Origin of the sequence: Bradyrhizobium sp. Ash2021, assembly GCF_031202265.1 — a bacterium.
Classification (GTDB): domain Bacteria; phylum Pseudomonadota; class Alphaproteobacteria; order Rhizobiales; family Xanthobacteraceae; genus Bradyrhizobium.
In genome coordinates, this window is record NZ_CP100604.1 from 6,610,794 (window position 1) to 6,625,580 (window position 14,787).

General features: G+C 60.9%; 13 protein-coding genes. 2 read left to right on the forward strand and 11 right to left on the reverse strand.

Annotation, left to right across the window (positions count from 1 at the left end; genetic code table 11):
• Positions 1-100 precede the first annotated feature (100 nt).
• On the forward strand, positions 101-1,063 hold the full coding sequence (locus NL528_RS31970) for an SDR family oxidoreductase (protein WP_309178361.1): 963 nt from the start codon (positions 101-103) through the stop codon (positions 1,061-1,063).
• Between the two features lie 42 nt (positions 1,064-1,105).
• Here NL528_RS31970 and NL528_RS31975 read toward each other — a convergent pair whose 3' ends face one another.
• The 4 genes from NL528_RS31975 to NL528_RS31990 form a co-directional block, all read right to left on the reverse strand.
• Complete coding sequence (locus tag NL528_RS31975) at positions 1,106-2,623, reverse strand: tripartite tricarboxylate transporter permease (protein ID WP_309178362.1); 1,518 nt, start codon at positions 2,621-2,623, stop codon at positions 1,106-1,108.
• A gap of 22 nt (positions 2,624-2,645) precedes the next feature.
• On the reverse strand, positions 2,646-3,188 hold the full coding sequence (locus tag NL528_RS31980) for a tripartite tricarboxylate transporter TctB family protein (protein ID WP_309178363.1): 543 nt from the start codon (positions 3,186-3,188) through the stop codon (positions 2,646-2,648).
• Between the two features lie 138 nt (positions 3,189-3,326).
• On the reverse strand, positions 3,327-4,424 hold the full coding sequence (gene mtnA, locus NL528_RS31985) for an S-methyl-5-thioribose-1-phosphate isomerase (protein WP_309178364.1): 1,098 nt from the start codon (positions 4,422-4,424) through the stop codon (positions 3,327-3,329).
• 41 nt (positions 4,425-4,465) lie between these two features.
• Positions 4,466-5,341, reverse strand: a complete 876-nt coding sequence (locus NL528_RS31990; protein WP_309178365.1) for an S-methyl-5'-thioadenosine phosphorylase — start codon at positions 5,339-5,341, stop codon at positions 4,466-4,468.
• 158 nt (positions 5,342-5,499) lie between these two features.
• On the opposite strand from NL528_RS31990, the gene NL528_RS31995 reads away from it, so the two are divergent.
• On the forward strand, positions 5,500-6,153 hold the full coding sequence (locus NL528_RS31995; RefSeq protein WP_375143910.1) for a class II aldolase/adducin family protein: 654 nt from the start codon (positions 5,500-5,502) through the stop codon (positions 6,151-6,153).
• 16 nt (positions 6,154-6,169) lie between these two features.
• On the opposite strand, the gene NL528_RS32000 is transcribed toward NL528_RS31995, so the two are convergent.
• The 7 genes from NL528_RS32000 to NL528_RS32030 form a co-directional block, all read right to left on the reverse strand.
• Entirely contained in the window at positions 6,170-7,117 is a 948-nt protein-coding gene (locus tag NL528_RS32000; RefSeq protein WP_375144084.1) for a Bug family tripartite tricarboxylate transporter substrate binding protein, read from the reverse strand.
• A 718-nt stretch (positions 7,118-7,835) separates the two neighbouring features.
• Positions 7,836-8,270 (reverse strand): hypothetical protein, encoded by a 435-nt coding sequence (locus tag NL528_RS32005; RefSeq protein WP_309178370.1) that lies wholly within the window; start codon positions 8,268-8,270, stop codon positions 7,836-7,838.
• Positions 8,271-8,532: 262 nt separating this feature from the next.
• Positions 8,533-9,330 carry an enoyl-CoA hydratase/isomerase family protein gene (locus tag NL528_RS32010; RefSeq protein ID WP_309178372.1) on the reverse strand — a complete coding sequence of 266 codons (798 nt, stop codon included), beginning with the start codon at positions 9,328-9,330 and terminating at the stop codon, positions 8,533-8,535.
• A 43-nt stretch (positions 9,331-9,373) separates the two neighbouring features.
• A complete protein-coding gene (locus tag NL528_RS32015) occupies positions 9,374-10,573 on the reverse strand; it encodes an aminotransferase class V-fold PLP-dependent enzyme (RefSeq protein ID WP_309178373.1) in 1,200 nt (399 codons plus the stop codon).
• A gap of 353 nt (positions 10,574-10,926) precedes the next feature.
• Entirely contained in the window at positions 10,927-12,000 is a 1,074-nt protein-coding gene (locus tag NL528_RS32020) for a hypothetical protein (protein WP_309178374.1), read from the reverse strand.
• 110 nt (positions 12,001-12,110) lie between these two features.
• Positions 12,111-13,403 (reverse strand): MFS transporter, encoded by a 1,293-nt coding sequence (locus NL528_RS32025; protein WP_309178375.1) that lies wholly within the window; start codon positions 13,401-13,403, stop codon positions 12,111-12,113.
• Between the two features lie 61 nt (positions 13,404-13,464).
• Entirely contained in the window at positions 13,465-14,694 is a 1,230-nt protein-coding gene (locus NL528_RS32030; protein ID WP_309178376.1) for an alanine--glyoxylate aminotransferase family protein, read from the reverse strand.
• Positions 14,695-14,787: the final 93 nt, after the last annotated feature.

Consider the following 14,787-nt stretch of genomic DNA (forward strand, 5'->3'; position numbering starts at 1 on the left):
TACCGCAATCCGAAATATGACAATTGGCTGACCGGCCGATTGCCGATACCACTCTGAAGCCAATCGGAACTAGTCGAAACCGACGAACCCGGACGCAATCATGTCGTTTGAGCATTACAAGGACAGCAGGGTACTCGTCACCGGCGGCGCTGGTTTCATCGGCTCCCATTTGTGTGAACGGCTGCTGGCCGAGGGTGCGGAAGTGGTGTCCGTCGACAACTACTTTACCGGCAGCCGCCGCAACATCGCCCATCTTCTGCACAACCCGCTATTCGAAGCGATGCGGCACGACGTGACCTTTCCGCTCTATGTTGAAGTCGATGCGATTTTCAACCTGGCCTGCCCGGCCTCCCCGATCCATTATCAGCGCGACCCGGTGCAAACCACCAAGACCAGCGTCCACGGCGCGATCAACATGCTGGGCCTCGCCAAGCGTCTCAAGATCCGGATCTTCCAGGCTTCGACCAGCGAGGTCTATGGCGATCCGTTGATCCACCCGCAGACAGAGGAATATTGGGGCAACGTCAATCCGGTCGGAATCCGTTCCTGCTATGATGAAGGCAAGCGCTGCGCCGAAACGCTGTTCTTCGACTATTGGCGCCAGCACGCGCTGCCGATCAAGGTGGCGCGCATCTTCAATACCTACGGCCCGCGGATGCAGCCCGACGACGGGCGCGTCGTTTCCTCCTTTATCGTGCAGGCGCTCAGGGGCGATCCAATTACCATTTTTGGCGATGGCGGGCAGACCCGGTCGTTTTGCTACGTCGATGACCTGGTCGAGGCGATCAGCCGCCTGATGTTGACAGAAGATGCGTGCACCGGGCCTGTCAACCTCGGCAACAGTTCGGAGTTCACGATCTTGGAGCTGGCGGAGAAGGTCATCCGCTTCACCAACTCCAAAGCGAAGTTGATATTCAAGCCGCTGCCGCAGGACGATCCGCGGCAGCGCCAACCCGATCTTTCCCGCGCCAATGCGCTTCTGGGCTGGCAACCGAAGGTCGCGCTCGACGACGGACTGAAGGAGACGATCGCGTATTTCCGGCGCACATCGGGCCTCTCGTGACGTCACCTCTTGCGACGTGCCGCCTCAATACGCCTTGCCGATCTAACTTACGGTCTTCGCCGGCCGCAATAGGCGCGTGACGCCGCCAAAGGCCTTGTCGATCGCCGGCCAGAACAACAGAACGATGGCGAGCGTGCTGATCGAACCCACGAGTCCGTTGGACCAGAACACCTTCATGTCGCCGCCGGAGCCGATCATCGACAGCCGGAACGCATCTTCGGCACGACTACCGAGCACCAGCGCCAGCGTGAATGGCGCCAGGGGAATACCGATCTTCTTGAAGACATAGCCGACGACGCCAAAGCCCAGCATCAGCCAGATGTCGAACATCGCGTTCTGGATCGCGTAGGCGCCGATCGCGCAGGACACCACGATCATCGGTGCTACGGCGGCAAACGGCACCCGCAGGATCGAGGCGAAGATCGGCACCGTGCTCAGCACCAGCACGAGGCCAACGACATTGCCGAGATACATCGAGGCGATCAGACCCCAGACGAAATCCTTGTGCTCGACGAACAGCAGCGGCCCGGGATTGAGGCCCCACACCATCAGGCCGCCGAGCAGGATCGCGGCGGTGCCGGAACCGGGAATGCCGAGCGCCAGCATCGGCAGCAGCGCCGCGGTACCCGAGGCATGGGCGGCGGTTTCCGGCGCGAACACGCCCTCGATGCGGCCCTTGCCAAAACCGTCCGGGTCCTTGGAAAAGCGTTTTGCCAGATTGTACCCCATGAAGGAGGCGGCGATCGCGCCGCCCGGGGTGATGCCAAGCCAGCAGCCGATGAAGGACGAGCGCAGCAGCGTCACCCAGTATTTCGGCAAGTCCTTCCACACCGACAGCACCACGCGCAGGCTGATGGCGGCGGCGTGTCCGCGCAACGCGAGGCGCTCTTCCATCGTCAGCAGGATTTCGCTGATTCCGAACAGGCCGATGACGGCGACCAGGAAATTGATGCCGCGCAAGAGGTCGGTAGACCCGAATGTCATGCGCAGCTGGCCGGACACCGTGTCCATGCCGACGCCGGCCAGCAGCAGGCCGAGCGACATCGAGATTACGGTCTTGTGCTTGGCCTCGCGGCCGAGCCCGACAAAAGAGCAGAAGGTCAGCAGATACACCGCGAAGAATTCGGGCGGCCCGAACTTCAGCGCAAAGGAGGAGATCATCGGCGCCAGGAACGTGATCAGGAGCACCGCGACCAGCGAGCCGATGAAGGACGAGGTGAAAGCCGCGGTGAGCGCTTCCGCCGCCTTGCCCTGCTGCGCCATCGGATAGCCGTCGAAGGTGGTCGCGACCGACCAGGCTTCGCCGGGGATGTTGAACAGGATCGAGGTGATGGCCCCGCCGAACAGTGCGCCCCAGTAAATGCAGGAGAGCATCACGATGGCCGAGGTCGGATCCATGGTGAAGGTCAGCGGCAGCAGGATCGCGACCCCGTTGGGGCCGCCCAGCCCCGGCAGTACGCCGACGAAAATGCCGAGCACCAGCCCAACCATCATCAGCAGCAGCGTTTTCCATGTCAGCAGAACCGCAAAGCCGTGCATGAGCAGACCGAAGGCTTCCATTACGCGAGTCCTGTTGATCTATTTAATAGCCAAAGGCCGCTTCGAGCGGTCCCTTCGGCATGATGACGTCGAAGGCGATGTCGAAGGTCACGAACATCACGGCGGTGAACACGAAGGCGGTCAGCAACGACTTCCACAGCGCGATTTTTCCGACCATTCGCATGAAGGCAGCGATCAGGAGGAAGCTTGCGACATAGAGACCGAGAAATTGGGTAGCGAGGCAGAACAGCAGCGTCGGCACGAACACCGCCATGACACGGCGAAGTTGCGCGCGCGTAACGAAGGTCTCGGAGGCTTCCTTGCGCGACAGAAAAGCGGTGGCGAGGCCATAGAGGCTGGCGGCGCCGAGGATCACCGACAGATAGAACGGAAAATAGCCCGCCTGCGGGCCGGTCGAGTCCCAGGCGGCGCCGGTGCGCCAATTGTCCCATCCGAGCGTCAGCGCCAGCGCCAGGAGCAACAGCGACACCACGACTTCGACGACGCCGGTGCTGGCCACCGCCGGCGAATCCGCCTCCGGCGCGGTCGGATCCTCGACGACAATTTCGATATCGGTATTGGACATGGATGAGATTGATCCGGCTGGCTACGCTGGCATACTGGATACAGTGCTGGCGTTGCCGGCGTCAATGCAGCCTTCAGCGTGCGCCTTGTTTTGACGCGTTTTCTTAACGCGAACCGGAATCCACTTCGCTTGAAAACGCTATTGGGAAGTTCGCTCGGGAAACGCGCTCGCAAGTGCAGCACGCTCAGGCTTGAGCACGCCACGTTCGGTGATCAATCCGGTCACCAGCCGTGCCGGCGTGACGTCGAAACCATAATTGGCGATCGGCGAGCCCTCGGGAACGACGCGCACGGTTTCGATCCGTCCGTCGGCGGTGCGCCCGGTAAGGTGCGTTACTTCGCTGGCCGCGCGCTGCTCGATCGGGATCCTCGCGCCATCGTCGATACTAAAGTCGATGGTTGGCGACGGCAGCGCAACGTAGAACGGCACGCCGTTGTCGTGCGCGGCGAGCGCCTTCAGGTAGGTCCCGATCTTGTTGCAAACGTCGCCATTGGCGGCGACCCGGTCGGTTCCGACGATGGCGAGATCGACCATCCGGTGTTGCATCAGATGGCCGCCGGTATTGTCGGGGATCACCGTGTGCGGCACCCCGTGATGGCCGAGCTCCCACGCGGTCAGCGAAGCGCCCTGATTGCGGGGTCTTGTTTCGTCAACCCAGACATGAACGGCGAGGCTACGATCCTGCGCCTGATAAATCGGCGCCGTCGCCGTTCCCCAGTCCACTGTCGCGAGCCAGCCGGCGTTGCAATGCGTCAATATGTTGACGGGTTCGCCGGGCTTTTTGGTCGCGGCAATCGCCTCGATCAGCGCCAGACCATGCCGGCCAATTTCGTGGTTGATCGCCACATCCTCTTCGGCAATCGAAGCGGCGCGCTGATAGGCGGCCTCGATACGGGCCGAAGGCGCCAGCGGCCGAAGCGTCCGCTGCATCTCCTCGAGCGCCCATTTCAAATTGATCGCGGTCGGCCGCGTCGCGATCAGCATTTTGTAGGCCTGAGCGAGCGCCGCATCGGAGCTATCGGCGCGCATGGCCAGCGCGACGCCATAGGCGGCGGTGGCGCCGATCAGCGGCGCACCGCGCACCAGCATGGAGCGGATCGCCTCGCCCGCGTCATCGGCGCTGGTCCACCGCGCGACAACAAATTCATGCGGCAGCCGCCGCTGGTCGATCGCGCCGACCGACCAGCCGTCGGGCTCGAGCCAGATACTGCGGAAATGTCGACCGTCGACCTTCATGCTCTACGCCCTTCGCGTCGCGCGCCCGCTGGGAGACTTTTTCACGGCCGCAACACCCGTCCCGCCACCGCATCGAGCTTCCGCAACAGCGCGGGATCGCGGGCCTCAGGTGCGGTGATCAGCGCGGTGTCGAGCGCCTTGTCCGAACCGACCGGGCATGGCTCATGCTGGCGCGGAAAATCCCGCGCCAGCCGCGCAACCAGATTTTTCGCCCTCTCGGCATTCGAGTTCAGCACGCGAATGATGTCCTGCACCGTTACCGCGTCATGATCGGGATGCCAGCAATCGAAATCGGTGACCATCGCCACGCTGGCGTAGCAGATCTCCGCCTCGCGGGCGAGCTTGGCCTCCGGCATGTTGGTCATGCCGATCACCGAAAACCCTTGCGCCTTGTAGGTCAGGCTCTCGGCGAGGCTCGAGAACTGCGGACCTTCCATGCAGACATAGGTGCCGCCGTGCACGGCCGCGATGCTCTCGGCTTTCGCCGCCGCCGCCAGATGCGCCAGCAATCGCGGCGACACCGGATGCGCCATCGAGACATGGGCGACGCAGCCCTTGCCGAAGAACGAACTCTCGCGCTTGTGGGTCCGATCGACAAACTGATCGACGAGCACGAACGCGCCGGGCGGCAGTTCCTCCCTGAACGATCCGCAGGCCGACAGCGAAACCAGGTCGGTGACCCCTGCCCGTTTCAGCACATCGATGTTGGCGCGGTAGTTGATGTCGGAGGGCGACAGCACGTGCCCCTTGCCGTGCCGCGGCAAAAACACGATCGGAAGGCCGGCGATGGTGCCACGCCGGACCGGCGCGGAAGGTTCACCCCAAGGGCTTTCGATCGTCTCGTCGCGGACATTTTCCAGCCCCGGCAGATCGTAGACGCCGGATCCGCCGATAATGCCAAGCACGGCATTCGTCATGATTTCTCCCAGAATTTTTCAACGGCAGACGGCTGCTCCAGCCCGCCCCCAAAGCATCCAGATGTTCGACTATACTGCGACACAATAATCAACCATTGTTCTCGGCCTGCAAAGGGCTTGTGATTGAATGGCAGTGCGCCGTCAGGCTTCGGAGAAAATTGATGCAAGCCGCAAACGACCGGGAAAAGCGCCAATCCATCATCGATGCATGTTTGCGCATGAACGCGCTCGGCATCAATCAGGGCACATCAGGCAATATCAGCCTGCGCCACGAGGCCGGCATGCTGATCACGCCGACCAGCGTGCCCTACGAGACGATGCAGCCCGAGCAGATCGTCTATATGGGCCTCGACGGCTCATTCGATCCCGCCCAGCGTCCGTCGAGCGAGTGGCGTTTTCACCTCGATATCCTCAAGGCCCGGCCGGAAGTGAACGCCGTGGTTCATGCCCATCCGCCCTATTCGACGATCCTGGCCATCATGGGGCTGGAGATTCCACCGATCCACTACATGATCGCCGTTGCCGGCGGCGATACGATCCGCTGCGCGCCCTACGCGACCTTCGGCACGCAGGAGCTTTCGCAACATGCCGTCCGCGCACTTGAGGGCCGGCTGGCCTGCCTGCTGGAACACCACGGCATGATTGCGATCGGGCCGTCGCTCTCGAAAGCGATGTGGATTGCGGTCGAGGTGGAGACGCTGGCGCGGCAATATCATGGCTGCCTTCAAATCGGCAAACCACGACTGCTGTCGAAAAAGGAAATCAAGAATGTTCTCGGCCGGATCGCCGGGTACGGCCCGGCCGGGAAATAGGTGGCTTGCGGAGAAACTATTTCGCGACAAAGCCTGCTTCGTTCATCAGCGAGACATTCAACTTGTCGTCCTCCTCGAGGAACTTGACCATGTCCTTGCCGGTGAGGAAGATCGGCTTCAGCGCCTGCTTCTCCATATAGTCCTTGTACTCGGCCGTTTGCGTCACCTTCTGGAACAGGTCGACATAGAACGCCTGCTGCTCCGGTGTCACCTTGCCGGGCAGGAACATCGCGCGCAGCATCAGATACTGCACATCGAGCCCCTCTTCCTTGCAGGTCGGAATATCGTGCCACGACTGGGTGTCGGTCACCTTGGTCGTGTAGGAAATGCGCTCCTTGTCGAACACGCAGAGCGCGCGAACCTGACCGGCGCGCCAGACTTCGAGATTTTCGGATGGGTTGTTGACGTTGGATTCGGTGTGGTTGCCGACCAGTTGCGTAGCGGCCTCGCCGCCGGATTTGTAGGGGAGATAGGAGAATTTCGCGCCGGTCTTCTGCTCCATGAAGACGGTCAGCACGTGGTCCTCGCGCTTCGAACCGGTGCCGCCCATCTTGAACGGCGAGCTTGCGGCCTTGGCGGCTTGGATGAATTCCTTCACGGTCTTAGGCCCGGCAGCATTATCCCACAACACGAACTGATCGAGCGCGATCACCGACACCGGCGTCAGTTCGCGCCAGTTGAAGGGAATTTTTGCGGACAGCGGCAGCATGTAGATCAACGAGTAGGCGATCAAAATCTTGTTGGCGTCGCCGTCGCTGGACTTCATGTACATCAGCGCCTCGGCGCCGGACGCACCGCCCTTGAGCGACACCACCATCGGCTGCTTCATCAGATTGTTCTTCTGGATCGCGGCCTGCATCATGCGCGCCATCTGGTCGGATGCGCCGCCAGCGCCCGCGGCGACCACGATTTCAACCGGCTTGGTCGGCTCCCAGGCGGCAAACGCCGGCGCGCTGACGATCATGGCCGCCAACGCGGCCGTGGCTTTTAGAATATGTCCCACGTGTTTCTTCCCTATGTCTTTGTTCGGCTTGTTAAAATCCGAATTGGCTTGCCATTGTGCGTGGTAAACAGCCCCAGTTCAAGCTGAACCGCACCGCTGCCGCTTATGACTTTCGCATGAGATTGCAAATCGCATGCCTCGCCGTGTGGATTTCGACATTTCAAAAAAAACGCGGGCTCATTGAGAGCCCGCGTTGTTGTTCGAAATCGTCTGCTATCGCCAGCTCACACGATCAGCAGATCCTGCGGATTCCGGTACCGCTTTCCCTGGCAATCGGTGTTGTCGAGGTGCGATAGATACGGCGATGCCCTCGTCAATCTGCGCCGGCTGCCGCTGCATCTTGGCTTGGGTGAAGTTCCGGTCTCGCGTGTACCCGCCCGTTGGGACGATCATTCGATCCTCGCGTGGCAGTGATCAAGGACACGCCGGGACCGATGTTGATGGCCGAACGAGGCATTGACAAGGGCGGAGAGAGCCGGGGCGACTGCAGGCAAGTGGGCGGTATCTTATCGGTCGCATCAGCCGCGTCGAAGTCGTTGAGTTGGAAGGAGCGGACAATAAACATTGGGCCGCCTCGTCGCCAGCCAACAATTGGTTCTATCTCCGCGGGCAGTTCAACAAAGTCGAGGCGGCCGGGAATAATCCTTCTGCAGCGGATGAAAGGCCTGCGGGAGAACCACTAACGCCCCGGGTTGACGATCCAATAGGTCCGGCCGTTCGTCATCGGGCTCGTGTTGTCACTGGAGGAGAACACCACTACGGAATCGGCGCGCTCGGTGTGGTGGTAAAACCGACCTTTCCCCAACGACACGATCTCGTTCAACGTGCTGTGCGCAGGACCGAGCCGCTCATTGCCTTCCCATAGTTCGGTCGGCGAACTGAAATCAGCCTCGCTGTGATCGGCCAATTGCTGAAATAGCCCCGTGGTCTCACCGGTCGAAGCGGAAAACTCGCCATAGACGTAAAGTGGGTGCAGCTGGACGCGGATGCCCGCCGACGGCGGCGGACTGTTGGGGTCGGGGATGTAGGTTGCGACCGACCAGTGCGCGGCGATGAAATAGAGGCCGAACGCAGCGCTGACGAGCAACGATTTCCCAGGCCAGCCGATACACATAATGCCCTCCCGCTACCACGGTGGGTGTCCTAGGAGCATAGGCTGTGGTGCGTTGCGACCTCTGAGCGATTCACCGTCTTTGCGGTATGAACATCATCCACCGCACTTTCCTTGTCCTTATTGCCAGGGGCGACCCGACATTTGCCCAAGTTACAATCCCTGTGCTCGCGCGGCCGGTTACAAAAAGGCGCACGACTTACAGCACCAGCGCCTCGATTGCGGCCTTGCCCGGATGCATAGCATTCTTGGAGGGCGCAGAACCCTACTTGCCCTTGAAATTCGGCGTGCGCTTGTTGAGGAAGGCATCCATTCCCTCACGGAAATCCTCGCTCATATAGGCACGCAGGATCAGGTCTTCGCCCTCATCGCGGGTCAACGTTCGGCGAATCCGGCGCACCGCTTCCTTGGTGACTTCGAGCGTGATCGGCGCATGGCCGGCCACGAGTTTTGCGGTTTCGTCGGCGCGCCGCTGCAATGTCGCGACGTCGGGCACCACTTCATTGAGCAGCCCCAGCGCCAGCGCTTCCGGCGCCTCGACCAGCCGCGCCTTGAAGATCAGATCCTTGGTCCGCGCCGGGCCGACCAGCGACACCAGCCTGGAGATATTCGACATCGACAGGCAATTGCCGAGCGTGCGCGCGATCGGAAAGCCGATCCGCGTCGACTCGGTGCCGATGCGGATATCGCAACACGCTGCGATCCCGGCACCGCCGCCGGTGCAGGCGCCGGCAATGGCCGCAATCGTCGGCACCCTGCACTGCTCCAGCGTGCCAAGCACGCGATCGATCCGGGCCTCGTAATCGAGCGAATCCTGCGCGGTCTTGAAGGCACGGAACTGCGAAATGTCGGTACCCGATGCGAACGCCTTGTCGCCGGCGCCGGTCAGGATCATGGCCTTGATCGAGCGGTCGGCGTTGACAGTCTCGCAAATGACGGCCATTTGCTCGTACATCGCGAAGGTCAAGGCGTTGCGCGCCTGCGGACGGTTGAACGTCAGCCGGGCGATGCCGTCCTCAACGGAATAGATCAGGTCTTCGGTCGCAGCTACCGGGGCGTTCATCGCAGCTCTTTCTGTTGTGTTCTATGCTTGGATCCAGGCCAATTCAGGCAACGGCAGTCTTCGGCATCGGCACGACATCGCGTCCCTTGAGGACTTCCATCGCCGCCAATACACCGCCGCCACGATGCGGCACCTTGGCGAGATCGAGACCCATCTCGACGCCCGACAACGTGCCCATCAGCATCAGATCGTTGAAGTGGCCGATGTGGCCGATCCGGAATACCTTGCCCTTGATCTTGTTCAGGCCGGTCCCGAGCGACATGTCGAAATTCTCCAGCACCACTTTACGGAAATTGTCGGCGTCATGGCCTTCCGGCATCACCACGCCGGTCAGCGCCGGCGAGTGGGCGCCCTGCTCCTGGCACTGCGTTTCCAGGCCCCACACCTTGGCTGCGGCGCGCGTCGCGGCGCTGTGGCGCTTGTGGCGCGCGAAAACGTTCTCAAGCCCCTCCTCCTCGAGCATCTTGATCGCTTCCCGCAGCCCGAACAGCAGATTGGTCGCCGGCGTATAGGGCCAGGTGCCCGCCTTGTTGATCGCGATAACCTCCTGCCAGTCCCAATAGGACCGCATGGCGGGGTTGGCCTTCGCCACCGCAAGCGCCTTTTCCGACACCGCGTTGAAGCCGAGGCCCGGCGGCAGCATCAATCCCTTCTGCGATCCGGCCACCGACACGTCGATGCCCCAGGCATCGTGCTCATATTCGAGCGAGCCGAGGCCGGAGATGGTATCGACCATCAACAACGCCGGATGCTTGACCCGGTTCATGATCTTGCGGACGTCGAGCGGGTGCGTGACGCAGCCGGTCGAGGTCTCGTTGTGCACGATCATCACCGCCTTGATCTTGTGCTGGCGGTCGTCCGTGAGCCGCGCCTCGATCTGATCGAGGTCGGCGCCATGGCGCCAGTCACCAGGCAGGAAATCGACGTCCAGCTTGAATTTGTCGGCGATGCCGCGCCATAGCAGGGCAAACTGCCCGGTCTCGGCCATCAGCACCTTGTCGCCAGGCGCCAGCGTATTGACGATCGCGGCCTCCCAGGCACCGGTCCCGGACGACGGATAAATGATCACCGGCTGCTTGGTGCGGAACACCCGCTGCATGGCGGCCAGCACCGCTTGTCCGATCTCGGCGAATTCGGGACCGCGATGGTCCATGGTCGGCATATCCATGGCCCGCAGCACCCGGTCCGGCACATTGGTTGGTCCCGGAATCTGCAGAAAATGCCTTCCAGTATGCAGGGTCATAGGCGTCCTTCCCGGTAGAGCCGTGGTCTCGCGAGCCGCTCGAATATCACCATTCGGCGGGCTTGTCCCGCGCCCGGCGGGTGCCGTCAATACATAAGAAGGTTTACCGGGAGCGGCGAGGCCCCAACTTCCGTAAAATTCAAGTTTGTGATCGGCAAACTCGGCGGAAGTCGACCACGCGCTGCACAATGTTTGACGTGCTTACGGCTTACGGCCGTTTGTGATGTTGATCCCCATTTCAAAGGCAGACAGGCTCGCGGTATTCCCGACGGGTAGGAGCAGGATTGATCCCGCGATTGGCCGCAAATCTTGTCTAAGTCAATCGCGCCGGTCTCTTGTCGACCATTGATCTGTTAGGCCGCCACAGCCTTCTTACGATTTGCTGCGATCCTTTCGTCCACGAGGATGACAATGGCGTCGAGGACGGGATGGCTCATGCCTTGTTGTTGGGCGACGAGTTGCACCAGCTTGTCGGCACGTTCGATATTGGTCGCGCCATTGTTAAGCGCGCGCGCAGCCGAAGCAGGACGCGACAGGCTTTCCGCAGCCGCGGCATATTTCTCGAATGGTACAAGTTCATCGCGCGAGGCACCGAGCTTGACGCATACGTCCACGACGAACTCGTATATCGAACGCGCTTCCTTGAGGTTGGTATGCACCGCTTCCTGTGCGGTTCGCATGCCGTCTTGGGTGATACACCTGTAGTTGCCGGCCATTAGCATGGCCCATTTGGCCAGTGGCACGAAAAGCGAGTCGTGAACACGCAACTTTACCGGCAGCTCGATCTTGCCTTCCCGGGCATCGAAACGAACGGCATCGATATCCTTCTCGATGTTGCGAAGAATTACATTGCTCTTCTCGCTGTCAAAGCGTGCAACCTTGAAGTTGGTCGGCAAAGTTACCTGTAGTATGTTGACCTTCTCCTCCGGAGGCCGGACCGCCTGCGGATCCGGGCTGCACAATGTCAACGTGCCGGGATCGAAGCTGTCCCATACCGCCGGCATGGTGTATGCTGGCGCGAGCAATTCGCTGTTCAGATGGCGGATACGCTTCATGTAAGGCAGCGGCGGCATGTTCATAATCGACATGCACGGAACGCGCGACTTCGCCACGGCATCGAGCAATTCGCGCACACCGGGCGAGCCGTATTGCGGCTCCTGCATCGCCAGCCCGATCAGGTCATAGTCTTTAGGATCTATATCGGCCGGACCGGAAGCAGACACCTTGCCCGGCAACTTGCGGGAATCGATCTCGATCTGCTCCTTGCGGCCCCGGATCGGCATCCGCACGCGAAAGCCTTCGGAATTGATGAGAGCAGCCTCAGCCGGCAAACAAACAAGTTTCACGTTGTGGCCGCCGAACATCATTTTGGACGCAAGTAACGAACCGTACGACGCACCGAGAATAAGAATCTTGTAGTTGGGCATAGTTTGGCTCCGGTGTTGATTGGATATCGGCAAGGCTCGCCGCGTAGGCACTCTCGCAATCTGAAAATGGATCGGATGGGACCTCGACCGCCTCAGTCGTGGTAAAGAAATCATTTTAGCTGTTGAGCTAGTACACCTCGCTTGACCGAATTCACTTCCGCAAGTTCTTCAAAGGGTTTTTCAGGATGCATCAGAAACGCCGAAAATCCGCCAAGCAGGAGCAATCCCATCGACATCAGGAACGGCAAGTACCAGTTGCCCGTGACGTCGATCACGTAACCGGCGACCAAAGGCGAAACGATCGCCGCCAGCGCCGAGCCGGTATTCATCAGCCCGGCGGCCGTACCGGAATATTTCGCAGCAATATCCATCGGCACCGACCACATCGGACCGATCACGAGTTCAGAAAAGAAAAAGCCGCCGGAAAGGCATAGCGCGACGATCGTGATGTCGTGAATGAACAGGATCGGAAGCAGCGACAGGAAGGCGCCGGCAAAGCCGACGATCGTGACGCTCAAGCGCGCAAGGCGAACATTGCCTGTGTTCCTGAGAATGCGATCAGAGAGGATTCCGCCCAGGCTGTCGCCGACGACGCCGGCAAAGAAGACACCCGAGGCGAACAGCGCCGAATTCCTGACGTCCAGATTGTAGCTGTTCTTGAAGAATAACGGCAGCCAGTTCAGGTATAGCCACAGGCACCAGCCATAGCAGAAGTAGGTCAGCGTGACGGGCCACATCCGCCGCAACAGCGGCCCCCATGGTACCTGCGGCCGCATATTGACCGGGCGTGGCGGAAGCGACGCCAGCTCGGCCTCGGTGATCCCGGGATGATCCTTGGGTTCGTTGCGGAAATACAGCGCCCAGATCACACCCCAAACCAGGCTGACCAGTCCCAGCGCGATGAACGAGCCGCGCCAGGTAAGCCAAACTATCAGCGCCGCTATCAACGGCGGGGTAACCGCGTTGCCGAGCCGTGCAAAGGCGTGCGTAAGGCCCTGCGCGAAACCGCGCTTGGTCTCGGGAGTCCAGTATTGCATGGCGCGCGTGGCGGTCGGAAAAGTCGCCCCTTCGCCGAAGCCGAGTGCGACGCGGGCAATGAACAACGTCAGCAGGCTGGTTACAAAGCCGGTCATGATGGTCGCGGCCGCCCAAATCATGCCGCACCAGAATAAGGTCTTGCGCGGCCCGAAGCGGTCTCCGACCCAGCCGCCGACCACCTGGAACAGGAGATAGGGATAGGCGAAGGCCGAGAATACCAACCCGAGCTGCGTGTTGCTCAGACCGAGTTCTTTCTGGATATCACTGGCCGCCGTGCCGATGTTGACCCGGTCGACATAGGTGATGAAGTACATGATGCACAACATCGCCAGCACGACATGGGTGGCTTTGAACCGAAGCCGCATATTTCTCTCCCCGTTCCGCTTTTTATTGTGTTGCTTCAACGGCTGCGCTGAACCCACGGCGCTAAACGCCGTGACGGTCTGCGACCCTGTCAGGTTTGACCACCTTCAGGTGCGCCGGAGAATTTGACTGCGTCCGCTCTTCCAGCGATTTCATTGCAGCTTCGACACCGCCGGCCCGATGCGGCACGCCCGCAGCGGAGAGACCCATCTCGACGCCGGACAGGGCCCCAATCAACGTCAGTTCATTGCACTCGCCGAGGTGACCAATGCGAAACACCTTGCCGGCGAGCTTGCTCAGACCGGAGCCGAGCGACATGTTGTAGGTGTCGAGCACGGTCTTGCGGAACTTGTCGGCATCGTGTCCCGGCGGCATCAGCACAGCCGTCAGCACGGGTGAATATTCGGCCGGTTCGAGACACAAAACTTCAAGGCCCCAATGCGCGACGGCAGCGCGGGTGGCCGCCGCCAGGCGCTGGTGTCGAGCGAACACCGCGTCCAGCCCTTCCTCGAGCAGCATCGCAGTGGCTTCGCGCAATCCGTAGAGCAGGTTGGTCGCCGGCGTGTAGGGGAAAAAGCCCGCCGCATTGGGCTTCAGCATCTCTTCCCAATCCCAATACGACCGCGGCATCCTGTTGGTCTTCGCAGCAGCGCGGGCTTTCTCGGAGATGGCGTTGAAGCCGAGCCCCGGCGGCAGCATGAATCCCTTTTGCGAACAGCTGACGGTGACGTCAACTTTCCACTCGTCATGCCGGTAATCGACCGAGCCCAACGAGGAAATCGTATCCACCAGCAGCAGCGCCGGATGGCCGACCTTGTCCATCGCGGCGCGAATGTCGCCGATCCGGCTGGTGACACCGGTGGAAGTCTCGTTATGCACCACCATCACCGCCTTGACGGCATGCGCGATATCCTGCGCCAGCGCAGCTTCGATCGCCGCAGGATCGGCGCCGTGGCGCCAGTCGCCCGGCAGAAAATCGACCTCGATGCCCCAGCGCGCCGCCATCTGCCGCCACAGCGTGGCAAAATGGCCGGTCTCGACCATCAGAACCTTATCGCCGGGCGAGAGCGTATTCACGATCGCCGCTTCCCAGGCACCCGTACCCGACGAAGGGAAGATGATGACAGGTCCGTTTGTTTTGAAGATCTTTTGGCAGCCGGTGAAAACGGCCCTGCCGAGTTCGGCGAACTCGGAACTGCGGTGGTCGATGACCGGCATGTCCATGGCGCGGAGCACGCGATCCGGAACCGGGCTTGGCCCGGGAATCTGCAAGAAATGGCGTCCCTGAGTCATGAATTCCTCGCCTGAGTCTGTTGAGTGAGGAATATTGCATTCATTTTTTATGATATCAACTAAAATATTGTACACAGTTTTGGATCGACGACC